A 22650-nucleotide genomic window follows, 5' to 3' on the forward strand; every position below is an offset into this window, starting at 1 on the left:
TTGAAAAAGAAAAAATACATGAGAAACATACTTATCTTCCTGACTGTTTTATTATTGCCACTGGTTGCCAACGGACAGAATAAATCTTCATTCTCTGCCCGGGAAGTGAGCGATGTTCGAGTAGCTACTCCCGGACTATTTGCTAAAGATAATCACATCTATCTGCGTTTGGACTCTTTGAAAGATCACGAATATGCTTTTCCCTTACCCGGAGGAAAAGTAATCTCTGCTTATGGAACTCGTGGAGGGCATTCGGGAACAGACATTAAAACCTGTGCAAAAGATACGATTCGTGCTGCTTTTGATGGAGTGGTACGTATGGCAAAGCCGTATTATGCCTATGGAAATATAGTTGTCATCCGTCACGCTAACGGATTAGAAACCCTTTATAGCCACAACTTCAAGAATCTGGTTAAAAGCGGTGATATCGTAAAAGCCGGACAACCTATCGCACTAACCGGGCGTACTGGCCGTGCCACTACCGAACATGTGCATTTCGAAACCCGTATCAACGGAGAACACTTCAATCCGAATCTGATTTTCAACCTGAAAGAGGGAACATTGCGGAAAGAATGTATCAAGTGTACCAGGAATGGAAGTAAAATCGTTGTGAAGACTCACATTCCTGATAACCGGGTTGCGCAGAATAAGAAGTAAATTATGATGGAACAAACCGTATACAAACCGGCTTGTCTATTTTTATATCCAGGTGCACGTCCGTTAGCAATCCCGTATCTGCATCTCTTTCATAAACTTGTATCACATTGCTATCTCTGCAAGCGACTAACAAATATTTACCGTTAGGCGTGATGATGAAATTACGCGGATGAATCCCTGTAAGTTGATAGCCTGTTTTCGTCAACATTCCGTTATCCGGATGAATCCGGAAGATAGCGATGCCATCTGCTTTCAAGCGATTACTGGCATATAAGAATTTTCCATCCGGGCTGATATGAATGTCTGCACTTCCTTTGGCTCCCACAGTATCAGCAGCTATCGTTTGCATCTCTTTCAGGTTTCCGTCTTTATATTCAAAAGCAATGACTGTGCCCGATAACTCATTTATCAGATAAGCATAGTTACCGTTCGGGGCAAATGTCAGATGGCGAGGGCCTGAACCGGCTTTTACTTTGTAGGCTGCTGGTTGTCCTTCTTTAAGGAAACTCTCTTGGTTGGTGATATCTGCATTCGGGTTGATGACATATTTATGTATTTGATCTGTTCCTAAATTATCAGCAAACAGATATTTTCCATCCGGAGTAATCCGTATACAGTGCAAATGAGATTTTTCCTGTCGTTCCTTGTCTACTCCCGAACCTTCAAACTTCAGGATATCGGAAGCAGGAAGGAGAGAGCCATCCTTAGCAATAGGAAAAACAGAAATACTGCCTCCACTGTAATTGGCAGTCACCACATTCTTACCATTAGTGATAATATAGCAAGGGTCTTCCCCTTCGGTCTTTTGTGAGTTTAATAGTTGGAAAGTACCTTTCTCTTTATCGAAAGCCAATGCATTGGCAGCAGCCCGCTCATCATTAAATTCACTGACTGCATAAACGAATTTTCCGTCAGCGGATGGAACGAGATAAGAAGGATTTTCTATTTCTACTTCACTCAACGGGACAGCAATTCCGTCTTTTTCATTAAAGCGGAAGCTATAGATACCCTTACTGGTTCCTGAAGTGTAAGTACCTACTAACATCGTTAATTCATTTTCCGTAGTACCGGTTGTTTCCATATGAGTCTTTTTTTTAGATGTGCAGCTACTGATACTGATTCCTAATATACAAACAGCAGCGAATGAGTTGAATATAAATGTTTTAGATAGAAATGTCTTCTTCATAAATAGCATGTTATTGGTTGGTTCTTCATGATGCTTTTTCATTTTAAGTATGAAATAGCTCCGTAAAGATAATGCTTTGATATAATATTTGCTAACGTCTTCTCGTAATTTAGAAAACATTTCCTATCTTTGCACCCTTGGAAAGCGTTCTAAATAATCGCTATTCTGTACGAATAAGAATTTGGGGTTGACTGGATTTGACAGCGGGCAGAAATGGTAGGTAAGCATGCAGTGGGTCGGTAATTTCCACTTAAATATCAGTTATCAAAATTTTATCTGGCGAAACTAATTACGCTCTTGCTGCTTAATCGAATCACAGTAGATTAGCTTAATCCAGGCACTAGGTGCCAGGACGAGACATCACTCGGAAGCTGTTGCTCCGAAGCATTCCGGTTCAGTGGTGCAGTTACATCGGGGATAGTTGGAAGTGGCCTCGCACTTTTGATGAAACTTTAGAGGATAAGGCAGGAATTGATGGCTTTGGTTCTGTTCCTGCACGAAAATTTAGGCAAAGATAAGCATGTAGAAAGCTTATGATTTCCTCGTTTGGACGAGGGTTCGATTCCCTCCAGCTCCACTTTATACTAATCATTAGTATCTATAAAGAGAACACTCAACGTTGCAATAGTAACATTGAGTGTTCTTTTTTTATGGGGCTATCAATGAATTTATTCCACCTCGCGAGCCATTTATTTTTATATCCGTATCGGGCAATAGCTTTTTAATGCGCTCTATTCCCTCTTTGGTTATCTTTCCATATAGGGTCAACGATTCAATTTTTATCTTTGATATTTCATCCGGTATATCGATCTTATCGATAAACTGGATATCCAACCTTTTTATCTCCTTCAGTTCTAACAAGACAGTAGGAAACTCCTTTACCCTAATGTTAATGCCGCTCCCCCAGCCGTCATTTTGGGCATCAGCATTCAACTTGTTTTTTAATCCGTCATTGTTAACGTCTTTCTTTCTGACCATCCAACCAATTTGTGGTCGCAGAGCAAAATTCTTACTATTTTGCTCCAGTCCGATGAAACCTGCCCAAAATTCTAATGGAGTCTCTTTGACGGCATCAGTATATACTTCCTGATACTTTACATCTACCTTCACTATTTCATCGGGGAGACAATTTCTGCCTTCAAGTTGTTTCAGATTATTTCTTCTTCCTTCCTTGTCATAAGGGAAAAATTTAACGATCCATCCATCAATAATATTCGGAGCGCCGTATTGCTTCTGTGAATGATATTTGAACATATTGCGCCAAAAGCTTTTGTCCACCTGGCCTTTGGAGGCTTTGACAAATTCTTCCAGAAGAGGTTCCAGTTCGGAAATCCACCATTCGAGTTTATATTCTTTCAGGCTTCTGGCTTTCTGTAGAACTTTTTCCCAGTCCTCCGGAGTTCCTTCAAGGGTTATTTTAGGTATTCCACAGACTATGCGTATGATTATAAACTCAAAGTATGGCTTCACAGCTTCCATGATTGTTATTTCAGAAGCAACTTTCTCTAAGGAAGTGGTTGTTGAAAAATTACAGGTGAGCAATTCAGTCAGATGGTTACCGACATATTCTGATATTTGTTTTGTGAATTGAGGAAAGAGCTCTTCCCATGAAAAAGTAGGGTCTTCCAGTTTCTTGTCTGCTCTTACAATTAAGGACAGTTTGCCGGAGAAATCAACGAGATTATTTCTTATTGATTCCTGATTGGCATTTATATGTCGTGCAAATCCTTGGCTGATTAGTAGCCAAATCATGTCTGGGGACAGAACAAATGGTCTGTGATCTGCATAAGCCTGATACATACCGTTGAAAAAAGAATTAGTTCCAAAGGATACCAGACTGTCGGGAGATTGGCTCTTTGCAATGATATGATAAGGAATTTCGATATTCTTCTTTTTTATTTCATAAGGCTCTATGTCCATGTATGATAATATAAGACTTTTATAAATGTCGTCTTGGGAATATAAATGAAGTAATTTTTCAGGCTTTGAAAGTTTTTCAACTTTAAAAGTGATTCCATTTTGAGCAAATATGGGAATACTGCAAGATATTAATAAGCCAAATAGTATGTTTTTCATAATCTTAAAAGATTGTATGGTAGTAAGAATTAATCGAAAATACCTATGATTCTAATAGATAATATGCAAATATAGCAAAGTAATATAAGAAATAGACAAAATAAAGTCTTGAATATTTTTATTATCATAATTACGTATCGTCATTTATTTATTCGTATGTTTGAATAGATAGGCTTAGTAAATAGAGAAATAATAATTGTTCAATGAAAAATATATTGTTACTTATTGTTGTCTGCTTAGGTAATATGTGGACGTTGAAAGCACAGGGACATCCTGTCATTTATGCTTCTGCATCAGATAAAGAGACTATTCAGCAAAAAATAGCTGATGAAGAATGGGCAAAAGAAGCGTTTAATAAAATACGCGGAAATGTTGAGAAATATGCAGATCGCCATGCTGCAGATCCTCAATGGATTATTTCACGTCTTGCCATGTATTGGAAAGAGGGTGAACGATATACTCAATGCTATTTAAAAAATCAGAACTGGGATAGAGGGGAAGGGAATGCACCTGTTCCTACAGTTCGTATGCCGGGTATGCGCACTTGGAATAAATATTATAATGTTCCTTTAGAAGATAGGCAACCATATAATGAAACGGGAGATATGCTTGGACTTAATAGACAAAATCCTTCAGAGCCTCCTGTACTAGTGCCATATAAAGAGAGTGGGCATATGGTGCGTGGCAACAACGTAGAAATACTGACTCTTGCCGAGAATGCAGCATTTGTTTACTGGGTGACAGGGGAAAAGAAATTTGCACGCTTTGCGGCAGATATTTTTAATACATGGTTGATAGGGACTTATTATATGAATCCCATTCTCGATCCTGAAAAGTCGACAGGAGGTGCCGGAGGTTGGGAGCCGGGAGGAATTTGCGGATATTATGATTATGAACAGATACATGACGATCTTGCTTTACACGCCGCTACTGTATATGATTTTCTTTACGATTATTTGAAAGCTAATCCTCATGTTCATCTGAAAGAAATAGGAAAAGAAACAAAAGAAGTTGCAGGAATTGTTTTTAAACGTTTTATTGATATTGGCCTTATTCGTGGTGCAAAATCAGGCAACTGGAATGTGAATGGTTGGAATATGATATTACGTCCGATTCTTGTGCTGGAGGAGAATGAAGCATATCCGGATGGGAAAGGAAAAGATTATTATCTGCATTATTTGACGAATGAGTCGACAATATATCATGATGCTATTCCGGATATGGTGAAGACGTATGATCCTGTGACAGGTTTATGGCCGGAGTCGCCGGGATATTCTTTCGGAACAATTCAAATGCTATTGGATTGGGCTATATTGTTGAAGCGTTCGGGGATAGATATTATTGCTGATAATCCGATTTTGCAGAAAGCAGCAATGGCGGTTTTTCCCTGGATGGATGATGCAGCCAATATGGTTGTATTCGGGGATTCACGTGGAGGCAGTGCAAATTTTCTTACGTTTGAGAATTTGTTGACATATTATACACAGACTGCTAACAAAAAAGGCATTGAATCTACTGCCGCAGCTTTAAATAAAGGACTTTTATTAGGAAAATACGACCGTTCAAATGTCGGTTGGACAGGTATTTGTACTTATGTTCCTACTATTCCGGTAGTAAAATCAGAGATAAATGAAAGGACTTCCTATTCTCCACATCACCGTTTCATTACAATGAAGAATTGGACTGGTCCGTTTAAAATGATGGCTGCGCTTTATGGTGGAACAAATGGATATCACCTGACGGCAAATGGATTAGCTTTGCAATTATATGGCTATGGATATGCTTTGGCACCGGATGCTGCCGCTTATGAGTCTTATTGGAGCAAAGACCATGTCTATCATCAGTCTCCTGCAGGGGCTAATACTATACTTCCCGGCTATTCAGAAGGAAAAATAGTTATTGAAGCGATGGAACCGAAAGTAGAGACTGGTAAATTTGTGAATGAGAAGGCACTCACCCCATTCTTGAATTTTGCAGATATATCGGCAGGAGAGAAAAGAAGAACCGTTGCCTTAGTCCGTACGTCCGATTCAGACGGCTATTACATTGATATTTTCCGTTCAGATTTGAATGATAATGATTATCTGTTCCATAATGTTGGAACAAATCTTGAAGTAGTTGATGTGCGCGGAAATATTCTTTCATTTAATCGACAGGATAAATTGGAGAGAACGTATCATGTGGGTTATGAATGGTTTACTAATATCCGAAAAACTGAATATGACCGGAATTTTATAGCGAGTTGGACAATGCCCGAAAATATAACAGCCCGTTTATGGATGACAGGAGAAAAGGGGCGTCAGATTTATAAGGTAGACGCTCCGGCTACTACCTTAAATAAAGGATTAACTCCGGGGAATGTGTCTATGCCACCTTCTGTGACACCTACCCTGATTGTTCGTCAGGAAGATAATAACGCAAAAGCTCATCCGTTTGTTTCAGTATATGAAGCCTATAAAGGCGATACTCCTCATGTTAAACAAGTTACAGCTATGTCGGTTGGGGAAAATTGTGCAGGAGTAAAAGTGCTGACAGGAAATAAAAGAGAAGATTATGTATTCAGTGCAACAGATTCACAAGTGTATTCATTGGCTTCACGTACATTTTTTAGCGGTACATTCGGCTTGATAAGTGAGGTGGGTGGAAAAATAGACTCTATGTATTTAGGGAAAGGACGACTTCTTCAAAAAGGAAATTACTCATTAGAAGCGGAACAGAATGTTTATGCAACAATTTATCAGGTAGACGGAAATTGGTATTATTCTGCTACAGGGCCAGTGAAAGTAAAGATTGGAAAGATGGAAAGAATCTTGGACGAAGGATATAATAAACTACTAAATATTAAATAATAATTTATAAGATTGTAATGGATAAGAAGAACTTTTTTGTGACACTAGCGGCAGCGGCTCTATTTGCAGTTCCTGTCTCTTCACAAACAATTGACGTAAAAGGAGATGCTGAACCATTCACTCATTATTGGAGTGTCGGAGTTGGAGCAGGTCGTGCAAATGAAGGTTTGCGTGCCGGATGGTTGGAGCATTTGAAATTAGTGAAAGACTATTGTGGATTTCAATATGTGCGTATGCATGGTTTGTTTGGCGATGACATGTTTGTCTATTTCAAGAAACCGGATGGGCGAGTAGTCTATAACTGGCAATATATAGATGAAGTTTACGATCGTATGCTGGCTCTGGGAGTAAAACCTTTTGTAGAATTATCATTTTTCCCGAAAGACATTGCTGCAAAAGATAGTAAGCAACAAATGTGGTATCAGAATAATGTATCTGTGGACCGCAATAACTTTGATAAATGGCATAATTTGGTAAAGGAATTTACACAACATGTTGTTGACAGATATGGCATTGATGAAGTTTTAACTTGGTATTTTGAAGTATGGAACGAGCCGAATCTGAATCTGAACCCGAAAGCCGGTTTTTTCGACGGGACAAAAAGTGATTACTTCCGTATGTACAAAGAGTCCGTTAAGGCTATAAAATCTGTAGACGAAAGGCTGAAAGTAGGGGGACCTGCAACCAGTAATTTTATAGCAGATAATCGTCATGATGGTGAAATAATGGATCATAAAAAGTCTGTTTTCTATTCACAGGATATAATAAATACCAAACAATGGAAAGGTGTATGGATTGAAGATTTTCTTCGTTTTTGTGAAAAGGAAAATCTGCCGGTTGATTTTATTTCAACTCATCCGTATCCCACAGATTATGCTTTAGATCCGGATACGGGGCGTAGTAAGGATGCCATTCGCTATGTACATTCCCTGCATGATGATATAACATGGCTGCGTCAGCAGATTGCAGGCAGTAAATATCCTGATGCGGAAATTCACCTGACAGAATGGAGTACAAGTCCTAATAGTCGTGATCGTATGCATGATGTCCTGCCGCCGGCAGCCTATATTTTGAAAACCAACTTAGATTGTTTGGGAATGGCCAATTCGTTGATGTACTGGACATTCACGGATGTATTCGAAGAAAAAGGAGGTGGTGAGGAAATTTTTCATGGTGGTTTTGGAATGATTAATTTCCAAGGGTTGGTGAAACCTTCTTTTCATGCTTATCGTATGTTGCACCAATTAGGCGATGAGAAACTGTATTATAAAGATCCGTTGTTTGTGAGCCGTTCTTCTCGAACGGGCAAAATATCGGCTGTAGCCTTTAATTATCCGTCAGAATATGAAGAAGCCGTACCTTCGGCAGCGAATTTCAACAGTTACATGCAAGCATCATCTAAAAAAGTGGATATAGCATTGAAAGGATTAAAACCGGGCACTGTTTTTGAAATTGAGATATTGGATAAAGATCATGGTAATGTGTATGATGATTACTTGAAAATAGGTGCTCCACATTCGCCCGGTTACAAAGAAATCGATTATTTGAAACAGGCTGCCTGGAATACGGATAAACAGATTATTAAGGTGGATTCAGAAGGTACTTTTGTTTGGAAGTCTGAATTGGCTCCGTGGAGCTGCGTGTTAATTCGTGAACTGTAATTATGGAAAAATGCCTGAATATGAAAAAACGATTATTCTTAAAAATAGAATATTAAAATAATCAATAGAGGGCATAATTGCTACTCCTTATTAAGCGGAACGGAAAAACCCTGTTAATCCTGAATAGGAAATTCTCGTTTTTTATTATTTCACGTATTTATTGGTTAAATGGAAACGTGTTTTGCTTTTTAATTAGTTGAATGCGTGACTAAGTGTTGAATGACCTATCATTATAATACTTTTATTATGCCGATATTAAAACTATAACTAGAGGAAAAACAAGCTCTCAATGACCCTTTTGGGTGTTCCCCGGTGGCAATCGATGTGTTCCTCGGTGTCGGTCAAGTCAACCGACACCGAGGAACACATCGATTGTTTTAAACCAACGGATGCTTTATGGGTGCAAAAAGTGCATATTTGTTCTGATCTTATGCAGTAAAACTCTTTATTTATGCATATTAATGCGGTGATTTATACAGTTTATTCTTTGATTTATCATTTTTAGAACAATCGGTTTTCTACAAAATCTTAAAAAACGAACATCAGGAAAGAAACTTGACCGATGTTCCCTGCATTGTATAGATTCTTGTTGATAATAAGGGTTAATATGAAGCATCCCTTGTTGACAACCGACTTTATTTTTTCAATGTTATATACTTATTGAATGAAATAATAATGTATATTTGCAGGGAACAGAATGTGAAAAGGATGAAAAACATACTCGTTGTATTATTTATAATATTGCTAAACATACTTAATCCACAATATCTGTTGGCGAGAGACTTGAAGTTTAACCGTTTGACAGCCGAGAATGGATTACCCTACAGTACGGCTAATGTAATGCTTCAGGATGATAATGGATTTCTATGGATTGGTACTCATACAGGCTTGTGTCGTTATGATGGGATTAATACGGAGATCTATTCAGAGTTTGAAAACAAGCAGGTTCGAGCTTTGGCTGAAACGGAAGGAAATTGGTTATGGGTAGGTATGGAGAATGGGCTTGCCCGTATTAACTTGAAAACACGTAAAATGGAATCTATTCTTTGTGAGGGAAAAAAGGAACTACAAAGAGTTAGTGCTATCCATTGGGGAAAAGACGAAAAAGTGTATGTAGCTGCTATTGCTGGGCTTTTTGTCTATGACAAAGGAGTATTGTCACATGTGATTGCTGATGAAGGACAAGTGTTTTCTATATTGGAGAATACTCTCACTGACTATTGGTTGCTTACTGAAAAAGCGTTGTTAAACCTGGAAACTAAGACCGGGAAAGTTACAAAGTATGCTTGGCCGTTGAAATTCAACCCATTTTTTCAGGCTTCTCTAAATTCGTATAAAAATGTTCTTTATATTTCTGCTGAATACAATTCAATGTTACGATTCGACATGAAGAGTCGCAGGTTTATGAATGAGTTCGCAATGGAGGATAAAAAAAGAACTTATCCCTTGATTATTGATGGTGGGCAACTATTTGTAAATACAACGTGGGGGATAGAAGTGCTCTCATGTACGACGAACCGGTTGCAATATACTATCGCAGCTGATGAAGATATGAAAAACGGACTTCGGTCTAACCAGTTTTATTCTATGTATAAGAAAGGAACGACTTTGTGGTTGGGCATTTTTTCCGGGGGAATCGCTTATTCACAGATTGAAAATGATGCCTTTAATGTTTATCGACTTCCTGGCACGGATTTTACTACTTTCAATCGTCAGGTACGTTCTTTTTGCATTGTCTCGGATGATATAAAATTAATAGGAACAAGGAATGGATTACTGTTGGTTTCCGAAGCGGAAAAACGTGTTCAGACTTTCACCACTCAAGATTACCCGGCATTACTTTCTAATTCTATTTTATTTATTCAACCATTTGGTGGTGATGATTACTTGATTGGTACAACAAAAGGGCTTGTTCTTTTTTCTTTGAAAAAGAATTCTTTCAGGACCTTCTCTGAAGAAAACGTATATAGAGGAACACAGTTTTATTCTTGTTTGTCAGATGAAGAGGGGATATGGTTAGCTACATCTGAAAAGGTGCTCTATTATAATATGCATACAAATCAGACGGATATATATCTGCTGGATACTAATAAATATCCGGGATGTTCTGCTTTGTCTTTATGTTTCGACTCCCGTAATCGTTTATGGATCGGAACCTCTGATGGTATTTTTTTATTGGATAAGGTTACTCGTAAAATAACGGATACCTTTGAGGGAAAGGATAAATTGAAAAATATATCTAAAGCACAGATAAATAACATATCCAGAAGTAAGAATGGAAAGATGTTCATTTGTACCGATCGGATGGGGCTGATTGTTTTGAATGAACGGGGAACGGAGATTGATATTTATTCTGAAGATAATATTTTGCCACATAATACAGTTTATAGCGTTTATGAAGATGAACAGAATGTGTGGTGGATTGCTACGATGAAAGGGATTCTGCGTTATAATCGGGTGACTAATAAGAAACAGTTGTATGATTTATCAGCCGGGATACCTGGTGGAGTATGTCGCTCATTTAGTAAGGATAGTCAAGGCAGATATTGGTGGGCTAATGAAATGGGATTGGTTGTTTGTGATCCTTATCAGTTGTCACAAGCTGTATTGTGTGACTTGCCACGTATTAGTTCTGTTAAGGTTGCAGGGAAGCGGCAACAATTGTTGGAAGATCAGGAACAAGGTCCTGTAACTCCAGCTTATGCAAAATCAATGGTATTGCCTGCGTTTCAGAACAATTTGGAATTATGTTTCTCCATGCATACCTATCTAGGAGCTTTGGATTCTTATCAATATATATTGGAGGGATTTGATGAAAGATGGAAATATAATATTGAGAATAACTGTTTGTCCTATACTGATTTGCCGGCTGGGACATATCTGTTGAGAGTTCGTGGACAAGGGAACTCTGATTATGAAACTCAATTGGAAATTATTGTAGAATATCCATGGTATGTTACGTATGGTATCGCTGCCATAGTTGTCATAATTGTGCTATTGGGTATTGGGTGGAAATATTGGCGGAGAAAAGTGTCGATAGTAGAAATGAAACAGGATTCTGACGATGAATTGTTAAATACGGCGGCGTATAAACCTAAAACTCCAAGATCCAGTCAGGAAAAGTTGGATCGCCTGTATGAACAACTCATTCATTATTTTGAAACAGAAAAACCATATTTGAACAAACAGTTGAAGAGTGCGGATATTGCCGCGGCGTTATCTTGCTCTATTTCTTCTTTATCAGAGTGTCTTTCTTTTAAATTGAATACTAACTTTTCCGATTTTGTTGCTCATTATCGAGTGGAAGCTTTTGTTCAAAAGCAAAAACAGGAGGATATTTCTTTATACACATTAATGTCTATTGCAGAATCTTGTGGATTCAATTCAAAGTCGTCTTTCTTCCGGCTGTTTAAAAAGCAAATGGGATGTACTCCATTAGAGTATATTCAGAAGCAAGAGCATGACAGAGTATCAAAACAATGATTTGGGACTTTGCTTTTAATTGTATATGTTGTTGATATATAGTTGTTTATCTGTTTGTTGTCTTTCTTCCTTGCATTGATACCTACCACTTTCAAATTTTTGCCTTTAAATGAGACTAACAGTTTATATTTGCGTTCGTAATCATAACTCAAAGCTTATATTATGGAGAATGCAACTGATAGATCCCAGAGTATTATTGTAGATTCATACATTGAATATTATTCTCGTGTAGTGGATTTTATAACGTATCGAATTAACAATCGTTGTGATGCAGAAGATTTGGCACAAGATGTATTTGTACGTCTGATGGAATATAAGCAAATGCTTTGTGAAGATACAGTAAAACATTTCATTTATACCATTTCCCGTAATATTGTAACTGACTATCTTCGCCGTTATTATAAGGCAAGAGAAATCAGTAGCTATCTCTACGATGAAACTTCTTCTTGTACGAATGAAACGGAAGAGATTGTCTGGGCTAATGACATATCTTCATTAGAGAAGAAGAAATTGGCAACCTTTCCGAGGCAACGAAAACAAATTTATTATTTGACGCGCTTTGAAGGGCTTTCGTCAGTAGAAATTGCTACTCGTCTGAATGTCGGTAAGCGAACGGTAGAATGTCATTTGTTTATAGCAAGGAAAGAGATGCGTACATATTTACAACAGTGTATATAAAAAAGAGATAATAAACTATAGTGTTAATTTTAAATTGGAATTTATGGAAAATGATTTTCTTAGATTCTCACCCAAAAGAGTTTTATATTCTATGATGATGGCATCCGCGCTATGTGTCGGAAGTCCTCAAATGGTTTTTTCAGAGGTGAGAGACGTTCAGGCTATTCTGCAATCAGGTTATGTAAAGGGACAAGTGATAGATGAGAAAGGTGAACCTGTTATTGGAGCCAGTATTTCTGTGAAAGGGACTACCAATGGAGTTATTACTGATATAGATGGTAATTTTACATTGAATAATGTATCTAGAGGGGTGTTGATCATTTCGTATGTGGGTTTTCAAACACAAGAAGTGAATATAACAGGAAAGCCACTGAAAATTGTATTGAAAGAAGACTCCGAAATGCTGGATGAGATAGTGGTTGTTGGGTATGGAGTTCAAAAGAAAGCGACTCTTTCAGGTTCTGTTACTCAAGTAAAAGGAGATGAAGTACTTGCCGGAAAATCTACACAGAGTGTGGCTTCTGCGCTACAGGGTACCATTCCTGGTCTGACAATAACGCGTACTTCTTCCCGTCCGGGAAATGAAGGTACTTCAATAACATTACGTGGAGGTATCTCTGTGAATGATGATGCCAATAATCCGATGATCATTATTGATGGAGTAGAGGCTTATGAATGGGAACTTTCTCAGATTAATCCAAATGATGTTGAAAGCATATCTGTATTGAAAGATGCAGCAGCTGCAATTTATGGAACTAAAGCTGCCGGTGGTGTTATCCTGGTAACGACTAAACGTGGTAAAGAAGGAAAAATCAAAGTCACTTATTCGGGAAGTGTACATGCTAATATTGTAGGAAAACGTTATCCGGTTGCTAATGGGCAAGAATGGGCGCAAATGCATAATATGGCTGTGGAGAATGACTATAAATATGGTGCAGATCATACGTATGGTTGGAAGTTAGGATGGTCGGAAGAAACGTGGCGTTCGCTAGCCAATGGTGAATATATTGAAGGTATGGTAAATGGCGCCTATAAGATATTGGATCCTTATGCTGATCAATTTGACGAGGTTTATGGAACTACTTGGGGACAATCTCATAATGTAATGGTCAGTGGGGGGAATGACAAAGTGAAAGTGATGACTTCTTTGGGATATGCCAATGACCGATCTTTGATAGATGTGGCATACGATGGACAGAAAAAGTATAATTTCCGTACGAATCTTGATTATAAAGTCAGTGACATGATAAAAACGGAATTCAATGTGTCCTATGACAAACGTAACACTAGCAGTCCACAGCAAGGTGTAGGAAATGGTTTGCAAGATATGTATTTGTTTCCTATTTACAATGAATACGGCCAATTTTATGATACTTTTGGAAATAATAATCTTGTAGCCAAAATGGTAGAAGGAGGGCGTAACAATAATACGGAAGAAATCATGCGTTTAGGAGGAAAATTGACATTGGACTTCAATAAGTATGTGAAGGGATTATCTTTCCAGACTTCTGCAAATTTCCGTATTCGTCATCATAAGAAGATAGAGCGTCAGACTCATGTTACTCTTTATGACTGGGCAGGTGAAACGACTTCTATTGATGGTTATCCTGATTATTCGCAAGGATCAGGTTCAATTCATTCCCAATCGTCAAATGATGATTGTTGGGTAAAAAACACACTAGAAGATACGTTTTATCAGACTTATAATGCTTTGTTAAACTATAATCGAACTTTTGGAGACCATAATCTTTCATTAATGGCAGGTTTGACAGGTGAAAAAACACGATATGAGAAATATTACCAATACCGTAAGGGAATGGCCAATGATGAACTAGATGATATTAATTTAGGAGACGTCACTACTGCTGAAGCTACCGGAGGTAGAAATGAAGTAGGAATGATTTCTTGGATTGGGCGTTTGAATTATGATTATAAAGGGATTTATTTGTTAGAAGGATTATTCCGTCGTGATGGTTCTTCCAGATTTTCAAAAGATAACCGTTGGGCTAATTTTTATGGTCTTTCAGCCGGAATACGCTTCTCTGAATTTGATTTTGTAAAGAACTGGAATGTGTTTGACAATCTGAAGTTGCGTGCATCTTATGGAGAGACCGGTTCGCAAGGAGGTATCGGTCAATATGATTATTATTCAACAATTAGTAAAGGAAGTACAGTATTTGGCTTTGACGGCACTAAAGTGAACACAGCATGGATTTCGTCTATGACCTCAAAGGATAGAACTTGGGAACGTGTGGCTACCACTAATCTTGCAGTAGATTTTGCTGTTCTAAATAACCGTCTTAGTGGTACTTTTGAATACTATATTCGTAAGAATAACGATATGCTGATTTCTGTCACTTACCCTACAACGTTGGGAGCGACAGCCCCTAAAACAAATGCAGGAGGCTATCGTGCTAATGGTTGGGAATTACAGTTGAACTGGAATGATAGAATAGGACAAGATTTTACTTATAATGTCGGTTTTAGCTTGTCTGATTCGCGTACTGAAGTAACAAATTATGAAGGTGCTGCAGCTATTACTTACGGAAAGAATAAGATTGTAGAGGGAAAGCCCATCAATTCAATTTATGTATTCAAAACAAATGGTTATTTGCAAACAGAGGATGAAGTTGCTGCATATTATGAAACAATTAATAAAGCCGGAACTTTAGCTCCGACTCAAAACAGTAACAATCAATTGCGTCCCGGATGCGTAAAGAAAGTCGATTTGGATGGGAGTGGAGCAATCACAGCGGATGATCTTTATTATTATGGTGATTCTAATCCGCATTATCAGTTTGGAATTAATTTGGGAGCTAAATATAAAGGTTTTGATTTTTCAGCATTTGTTCAAGGAGTGGGCAAACAGAACCTCATCCGCGAGGGTAATATGCGTGGTCCTTTCGTTAGCTGGTGGATGAATCAAAACAAAACCTATCTTAGTAATACATGGACAGAAGAAAATACCGGTGCCCGCTTTCCGTTGTTATCATTCAATGGTTCGATAAACGATTGGAATTATAGTCAATATAACGATATCAATGTGATGAATGTCTGGTATGCCCGTCTGAAAAATATCGTATTGGGTTACACATTGCCTAAGACATGGATGAAGAGGATAGGAGTGGAGAATTTACGCCTTTATCTATCAGCAGACAATTTATTTGAATTGACACATGTAGCCGATGGATTTGACCCTGAAGCACAGGCTGCCACAGGGCAGGGTAAAGTTGATTGTTATGCACGTACAGTGTCTTTTGGTATTGATCTTACATTTTAAAATATATACGCATTATGAAAATGAATAAAATTATATATACCTTATTATTGGGGTCGATGGTAACTACAAGTTGCATAAGTGACTTTTTGAATTTGAAACCTTTGGATTCTGAAACAGAAGCGATTTTTTTCCAAAACTTGGAACAATTTCAAGCTGCTGCTGATAATCTTCATACTAATATTTACGCATGGCAGTCCAATGGAAAGAAAGGTAGTGCAAATAACACTTATGCCATTCGTTTTGATTATGGGACAGATTTGATTACAGTTTCTCACGATGCAGTGAATGGAACAAATGCAGCCGGCACTTCTGATGATTATTATTCTCAATCGTATGAATGGTTACGTGGTTGTAACCAATTGATTGAGAAAGGCGCCTCTTATTCTAACCCTGATGAAATAGCAGGTCCGGTTGGGCAAGCTCATTTCTTTCGTGCATGGCATCATTTCTTTTTGTTACAACGTTTTGGTGGAATACCATTGATGATGAGTACTCCCGATGTCTCTTCAGATGTGGTATGGGGCAAGAGGGCATCTCGATATGAAGTTATAAAAGCTATTTTGGATGATTTGGACACAGCTATTTTAAACTTGAGAAGCACGACGGTGTCTTCGACTTCAAATGATGGTCATGTAACAATTGAAGCTGCAAAAGCTTTTAAGGCACGTGTTTGTTTATATGAAGGTACTTGGGAAAAATATAATGGTATAGGTGCGGCTGATCCTACCAATGGGGATGGTGTAAAAAGCGGTGCTGGAACGGTCATCCCTGAAGGATACCCTTCTGTGGCCGACTTTTTAACCATGGCCAAAACTCTTTCTGATGAGATTATCACTAGTGAGACATTTGAATTGTTTTTAGGGGTAGAGAATGTGCCTAATTCGGCTAATCCGGATTTGTATGCACATAAGAGTTACTTTTATCTATTTAACTTGGAAGGTAGTGACTCTAATCCTGCCGGACTGAGTAAGGCTAATAATAAAGAAGCAATTTTTCGTGCTGTCTATGATCATACGAATAGGAAGAGTAATATGAATCTGACGCATGCGGAACCAGCTAAGATGACACGTAAATTAATTGATATGTATTTGTGTACTGATGGTTTGCCTGTTCATGTATCTCCTTTATTTAAAGGGTATATTGATATGAATACGGAATTTGAAAACCGTGATTATCGGCTGACAGCCTGTCATCCTAAGACATTGGATTATGTTTGGGGTTGGGGGAAATATGGTACTGGTGCAGATTATATGACAGATATAACTTCTTTGTCTGCCAATCAGTATCAATATTGTCCTAATTTGACGACTAATACAGCTTCAGGAACTCGTGGACGGAAATTCTGTTCGGAATTGTCTACCATAACCGATGCTGGGCAGGAAGCAATGGATTGTATGTTAATACGTTTAGCTGAAATATATTTAATTTATGCTGAAGCTACTTGCGAGTTGGGTAATGGTACTATCTCTGATGAGGATTTGAATAAGTCTTTAAATTTAGTTCGTGCCCGTGGTGGAGTGGCTCCTCTGAATGCTGCTTTGATAGCTAAGGCAAGATCATTAGGATGTGATATGTCTTATTTAGGAGAGATTCGTCGTGAACGTGCTTTGGAGTTGTATGCTGAAGGCTTACGTATTGCAGATGTATGCCGTTGGGGAATTGCGGAACAAGTTTTTGGGACAGAAAAATGTGGTGTCTACATAAGCTACGAAGATACTAATACATATTTGGTTACAATGAAAAATCCTGTAACAAACGAAGATGTTTTCAAATCCAGTGTTTGGACTGCTGATAATATAGAACAAGAAACTATTACTTATGAAGATCCTGCATATACTCCAACCGAACCAGGGTGTGTGATTGTAGAAAAGAAGGTTAATAGAAAATTTTCAAAGAAGAATTATTTGCAACCTATTCCTACAGATGAGATAAAGTTGAATCCGCAGTTATTGCAGAATCCGCAGTGGTAATGAATGTAATTAATAAAAAATGAATATGAAAAAGCTATTTAATTCTATAATGATTTGTGTTCTGTTACTTTCGAGCACTTTCATAGGAACTGCATGTTCAGACGATGATAAAAATGGATCGAATAAATATCCAGTTCCTGTAATCTCCGAGTTTTTTCCAAGCGAAGGTCTTCCAACTAGTGTGGTGACGATAAAGGGGGCTAATTTTGGAACAGAACGTACAGAGCGTGTGGGACGTGTGTATTTCGGAGGTGTCGAGGCTACTGACTATGAAAGCTGGTCGGATAATGAGATTAAAGTACGAGTACCGCAGAAAGGGCTTACCGGTAACATTACTCTGTGGGTCTGGAAGAATCATACAGAAACAACCGATGAATTTATTTGTGTTCCTGGTGCCGAGATTACTTCAATCAATCCGAGTCCCACTTTTCCTGGTTCGCAGATTACGATAAATGGAAAGAATTTCCAATATTTCATTGATAAAGGGGTTACTGCTCAGGATGTTATTGTTGAATTCTGCGCTGAAGAGGGAATTACTAAGGCCACTGCTGATGCTTTAACAGCTACTTCAGTTACCGTAACAGTACCTACAGATGCAAAAGGTGGTGTTATTACTATTGATTTTGATGGTTATCAAAAGGTTAGTGGTCCCGAATTGCCGTTAGTTGGAGATTTGAATTTACCGCTCATCAACTATTTAGAAACAAGCGGAACAATAACCATTGAAGAAGGTGGAATTGGAAGTACTAAGGATGGTGCTTATGTCATATATCAGTTTGATGCACCTGCAACCGGATTGTTCGATGTATATCTGATGACAGGAACGACGAAAGATGGAAGTTCGCTGAACGTTAATATCGGTGATAACCTGAATACCTTGAAAACTGCTGCATTGAACGAGACTTTAACCCATGCAATGAAAAATACCGGCTCATGGGCAACCAATTGGAAAGACCAATGGGGAGCATTCTATCTTGAAGAAGGCAAAACCTATTATCTGAAAATCACATTCCTGCAAGTGGGAACAACTTGGGTTGGAAACGTCGGTGAAATCGGATTGACTTTATCTGCAGATCAAAATCAAACACCAGTAAATGGGGTTAAACCAGGTGTGGATTATGTAATTTATAAACATGATTTCAATTCGGGCACATCCTATCTTCCTTTTACAGACGCATGGGCTTGGGAACCCAATTATATTAAGATTGTAGATAAATATTTGGAATTTTATTACAACTATAAAGCTCTTTTGGAGGATGACCGTCGTATGCGTCGAGGAGCCGAAGTGACTTGTAATTTCAAGACAACAACCGAAGGATGGTACGGGTTTAAGTTTTTCCTGCCCGAAAATTCATTTCCAATGAACGAGAGCGGCATCATTATAGCGCAAATTTTCAATCAAGGTTGCCGCAATAGTTGGGCGGGGCATCTTTCCATTGATCAGGGAACTTTGAAACTTTCGCATCGTCATGCATTGGTCGATCCGGTAGTAGGAACTGTTGGTAAACTCGAGGTTAACAAATGGTACTCGGTGGTGGTTTATTTCAAAGTTGGTCGGAACAATAAAGGTCGTTTGAAAGCATGGATCGGCGATGATATGACCGAGGGCTCACCTGTATACGATTCTGGTAATTGCAATTTTGGTTTCGCGCATTGGATTGATGATGATACTTTGGACGATACCGGAAATAACCCGGAATGTGCTGGTTATAACGGAACTTATGATGCTTTGGGTTGCAAATTCGGACTGTATGTATCCAACAAAGTAGACATCACCATCCGTTTTGATGACCTTAAAGCACTTGAAGGCAACCCTTCCGGAGCGTTTGATATTGTGAAGCCGGGCAATTGATGAATGAAGGATAACTGTTTAAGTATTAAATCACATATATTTTAAAGATGGGAGAGCGCATCCGGAGTCACAGACGAAATGATGCGCTCTTTGTTTTTTACGTTATCAATAATAATGGTAAAGTGTGATTTTAATCGAAAAAGAAATACCATGGTTCATATAAGGAATAAATATTTTTATCTCTTTTCCATCTTCCTGTTGTTGGATGTGTGGATGGCATTTGCACAGTCGGCCATTAGCGAAAAAGATTTTCGCACGAATACGCATCCCCGCATATTTGTTACGATGGACGACAAACAAGCTATTCAGGCGAAAATAGAATTGGTGAACTGGGCAAGAGACATTTATGAGGCGCTGAAAGCCGATGTGGATCCAATCATTGCTATGCACCAGGATAATCCCGGATACGTGGTTTCTCGTATGCAGATGCATTGGGAACCAGGAAAACGCTATACACATTTCTATACAGAAGGAAACTACGTGACACGTAGGGAGGGCAATGCCAAATACCCGACTGTCAGAGTGACTTATGGACGTGCCGCCAGCAACTCCGTGCCTTTGGCCCCACTGGACAAAATTATTCCTTACGGGGATGGTTCGCTGACCAAACCTGTCAGTACGAATCTTGGCATTGTGAAGCTGACTGAATCATCGAACAATAAATTATCGGATTTAGGCAATGAAACTCCATATGATACCGTTCCGTTCACTAAGACCGGACTTGGAACGGAAACCGTGAACCGGGCTTTCATTCAGTTGGCTTGGAAATCGTCTATCTTGTATTACTTGACGGAAGATAAGAAATACGCCAAACTGGCTGCCGACATCTTGTGGAATTTTGTTCGTGGTGCAGCACAACAAGAACAACTTAATCCGGGTTGGGAACAAAATCATAAAGAGGGAAGTTTCAATGGCTACCTTTCTTTCGAGACTTTAGGTGATACCCGCCATTTCGCTACTCTTCCATTGGCATACGACATGATTTACGATTATCTACGGCAAGAGTATTTTGATTCGGAACAATTTGTCAAAGGCATTGATGGTGAGATGTGGGCACCTCCTCATCCCGAAGGAAAAGAATGGGCTTTAGGCTGTTTCGAGAAGATGTTCAAGCGTTTGATAGAAAACAAACTGAACCGTGGGGGAGGACTGAAAGGCAACTGGAACATGAATGAACAGCAATCTGCCATGCTTTATGCCTTGGCGCTTGACGAGGATTCCACTTACCAGGACGGCAAGGGACGTGCTTATTATGTAAACAAACTGGTTTACGGCCCTACTACGGAACATCATGGGGCTTATCTCGATGTGCTGCGTGCCAACATCAGTCCTACTACCGGATTGTGGCCTGAAGCTCCGGGCGGATACGGGCAAGGTTCTATTGGTCAATTGGTACGTTTCGGCTTCATATATTATAAAAATGGTCTTGATTTTTTGTCCAAAGATCCTTTGTTGAGCAAAGCCTCGGGTTCAATGACACAAATGTTGTTTCCCAATGGTTATGTTACTAACTTTGGTGATGCTACATATGCTACCATGAATACCGAACAACTGGAACTTATGATGGCATATTGGCACGATAAGAAGGATAGTTTGCAAGAAAGAAAATGTGCAGAATGGATGAAATATGCCCCACAACGGAACTTGCACAATGAATTCTATTATGCGTTGTTTTTCTATTTGCCCGAAATCCCTCGTACTGATAGTGCTCCTCAATTGGCGCGTACATCCTATTCGGAAACATATTCTTTAATATTCGGTCGCAATAATGCACCCGATCCGAAGGATGCTTTGGCTTTTACTTTGATGGGATTTGGCAAGGATACCGGGCACAGGCAACCTAATGGCATGAATATGGAGTTGTATGGGCGTGGACATATTTTGGCACCAGATCAAGGTGTAGGTCAGGATTATTGGGGGGCGGATACACATGAATATAAAATCAACGTAGCTGGACACAATACCGTGAGTCCGAACGGAAAAGGTGCGGACAATAACATGCCGCAGAATCTGGAAATTGTACATGCCGAACCTGTCGTCGTTGATGGAAAAGCTCCTGACTACGAGGTATCACCCTATCACCAGTATGTAGATGCAGCCAATCATTTCTATACTTCGGAAATCAAGGCGGAACAACGCCGTATGCTTTCTATTATCCGTACTTCACCACACACAGGCTATTATGTAGACATATTCCGGTCGGACGTAACGGATGGAGAAGACCGTTACCATGACTATATTTATCATAATATGGGTACCGGTTCCGAATTCTTCCTTTCGTCGGGGCAACCGATGCCGATGTCTGCTTCTCCCTTGGATTCGTTGTCCGGTAAAGGATATTCTTATTTCACGACATTGGGTAGCTGCGAGAATCCTGACAACTTTTATGTAGACTATCATCTGGGTATAGATGATACTCATATGAGGATGTTTATGCCGGCAGGTAAGGGAAGAACCGTTTATCAACTGAACTCTCTGTTCAATCATCGTTATTATGAACCGTCTTTACGTACGCTTCCTGTACCGGCATTATTGGTAAGGCAAAAAAGTGAAGCTTGGGATCATCCTTTTATAGCAGTGTATGAGCCATACGGCAACGGAGAAAAGGCTCAAATTCATTCGGTCTATACAGGCAAGACTTCAAAACAAAAAGGTGTAGCCAAGCTGTCAGTCGAATATTTCAAGAAAGACAAAGTGGACCATATCATTCATTCGGTGAATGAAAAAACAGAAGTGAAGTATATGGGTATCCGGTTTATAGGTACCTACTGTGTTGCAACAATGGAGAAAGGACGGCTTGTTTCATTGTATATAGGAAACGGATACTCGTTCAGCATGGATGGTTTGGAAGTTTCTCTTGGTGAGGGAAAGCCTTTTGATGCTTGGCTGGAATGGAGAGATGGGGAGTGGATTTGTCATTCAAGGGAAAGTGTAAAAGTTAAATAATAAGGCTCTTAA

11 protein-coding genes and 1 other RNA gene are annotated in these 22650 nt (G+C 38.9%); 10 read left to right on the plus strand and 2 right to left on the minus strand.

Annotated features, from left to right (window positions below; translation table 11 throughout):
- Window positions 1-18: 18 nt before the first annotated feature.
- The gene (locus H8796_RS12575) at window positions 19-657 is read left to right on the plus strand and encodes a M23 family metallopeptidase (protein ID WP_117936640.1); all 639 of its coding nucleotides are present in this window, start codon (window positions 19-21) and stop codon (window positions 655-657) included.
- Window position 658: 1 nt separating this feature from the next.
- On the opposite strand, the gene H8796_RS12580 is transcribed toward H8796_RS12575, so the two are convergent.
- Window positions 659-1843, minus strand: a complete 1185-nt coding sequence (locus tag H8796_RS12580; RefSeq protein ID WP_117936642.1) for a lactonase family protein — start codon at window positions 1841-1843, stop codon at window positions 659-661.
- Window positions 1844-2026: 183 nt separating this feature from the next.
- On the opposite strand from H8796_RS12580, the gene ssrA reads away from it, so the two are divergent.
- Window positions 2027-2423, plus strand: a transfer-messenger RNA (tmRNA) gene (gene ssrA / locus H8796_RS12585).
- 68 nt (window positions 2424-2491) lie between these two features.
- Here ssrA and H8796_RS12590 read toward each other — a convergent pair.
- The gene (locus H8796_RS12590; protein WP_117936576.1) at window positions 2492-3919 is read right to left on the minus strand and encodes a DUF4419 domain-containing protein; all 1428 of its coding nucleotides are present in this window, start codon (window positions 3917-3919) and stop codon (window positions 2492-2494) included.
- A gap of 203 nt (window positions 3920-4122) precedes the next feature.
- On the opposite strand from H8796_RS12590, the gene H8796_RS12595 reads away from it, so the two are divergent.
- The 8 genes from H8796_RS12595 (at window position 4123) to H8796_RS12630 (ending at window position 22638) form a co-directional block, all read left to right on the plus strand.
- Complete coding sequence (locus tag H8796_RS12595; protein ID WP_117936578.1) at window positions 4123-6768, plus strand: hypothetical protein; 2646 nt, start codon at window positions 4123-4125, stop codon at window positions 6766-6768.
- 17 nt (window positions 6769-6785) lie between these two features.
- Window positions 6786-8429: a glycoside hydrolase gene (locus H8796_RS12600; RefSeq protein WP_117936580.1), complete on the plus strand. Its 1644-nt coding sequence runs from the start codon at window positions 6786-6788 to the stop codon at window positions 8427-8429.
- A gap of 708 nt (window positions 8430-9137) precedes the next feature.
- Window positions 9138-11912 (plus strand): two-component regulator propeller domain-containing protein, encoded by a 2775-nt coding sequence (locus tag H8796_RS12605; RefSeq protein WP_158577284.1) that lies wholly within the window; start codon window positions 9138-9140, stop codon window positions 11910-11912.
- A gap of 162 nt (window positions 11913-12074) precedes the next feature.
- Window positions 12075-12590, plus strand: coding sequence for a sigma-70 family RNA polymerase sigma factor (locus H8796_RS12610; protein WP_117936584.1), 516 nt, complete (start codon window positions 12075-12077; stop codon window positions 12588-12590).
- Window positions 12591-12633: 43 nt separating this feature from the next.
- On the plus strand, window positions 12634-15870 hold the full coding sequence (locus H8796_RS12615) for a TonB-dependent receptor (protein ID WP_117936644.1): 3237 nt from the start codon (window positions 12634-12636) through the stop codon (window positions 15868-15870).
- A 14-nt stretch (window positions 15871-15884) separates the two neighbouring features.
- Window positions 15885-17840, plus strand: coding sequence for a RagB/SusD family nutrient uptake outer membrane protein (locus tag H8796_RS12620; RefSeq protein ID WP_117936586.1), 1956 nt, complete (start codon window positions 15885-15887; stop codon window positions 17838-17840).
- A gap of 25 nt (window positions 17841-17865) precedes the next feature.
- The gene (locus tag H8796_RS12625; RefSeq protein WP_158570831.1) at window positions 17866-19692 is read left to right on the plus strand and encodes an IPT/TIG domain-containing protein; all 1827 of its coding nucleotides are present in this window, start codon (window positions 17866-17868) and stop codon (window positions 19690-19692) included.
- Between the two features lie 150 nt (window positions 19693-19842).
- Complete coding sequence (locus H8796_RS12630; RefSeq protein WP_233530404.1) at window positions 19843-22638, plus strand: hypothetical protein; 2796 nt, start codon at window positions 19843-19845, stop codon at window positions 22636-22638.
- The last annotated feature ends 12 nt before the right edge of the window (window positions 22639-22650 follow it).

It is taken from the genome of Bacteroides sp. M10 (assembly GCF_014334015.1).
Lineage (GTDB): Bacteria > Bacteroidota > Bacteroidia > Bacteroidales > Bacteroidaceae > Bacteroides > Bacteroides intestinigallinarum.

Excerpts from the sequence above, each read along its gene's own strand:
- H8796_RS12575 (WP_117936640.1), top strand. The coding sequence starts at position 19 with ATGAGAAACATACTTATCTTCCTGACTGTTTTATTATTGCCACTGGTT.
- H8796_RS12580 (WP_117936642.1), bottom strand. The coding sequence starts at position 1,843 with ATGAAGAAGACATTTCTATCTAAAACATTTATATTCAACTCATTCGCT.
- H8796_RS12590 (WP_117936576.1), bottom strand. The coding sequence starts at position 3,919 with ATGAAAAACATACTATTTGGCTTATTAATATCTTGCAGTATTCCCATA.
- H8796_RS12595 (WP_117936578.1), top strand. The coding sequence starts at position 4,123 with ATGAAAAATATATTGTTACTTATTGTTGTCTGCTTAGGTAATATGTGG.
- H8796_RS12600 (WP_117936580.1), top strand. The coding sequence starts at position 6,786 with ATGGATAAGAAGAACTTTTTTGTGACACTAGCGGCAGCGGCTCTATTT.
- H8796_RS12605 (WP_158577284.1), top strand. The coding sequence starts at position 9,138 with ATGAAAAACATACTCGTTGTATTATTTATAATATTGCTAAACATACTT.
- H8796_RS12610 (WP_117936584.1), top strand. The coding sequence starts at position 12,075 with ATGGAGAATGCAACTGATAGATCCCAGAGTATTATTGTAGATTCATAC.
- H8796_RS12615 (WP_117936644.1), top strand. The coding sequence starts at position 12,634 with ATGGAAAATGATTTTCTTAGATTCTCACCCAAAAGAGTTTTATATTCT.
- H8796_RS12620 (WP_117936586.1), top strand. The coding sequence starts at position 15,885 with ATGAAAATGAATAAAATTATATATACCTTATTATTGGGGTCGATGGTA.
- H8796_RS12625 (WP_158570831.1), top strand. The coding sequence starts at position 17,866 with ATGAAAAAGCTATTTAATTCTATAATGATTTGTGTTCTGTTACTTTCG.
- H8796_RS12630 (WP_233530404.1), top strand. The coding sequence starts at position 19,843 with ATGGTTCATATAAGGAATAAATATTTTTATCTCTTTTCCATCTTCCTG.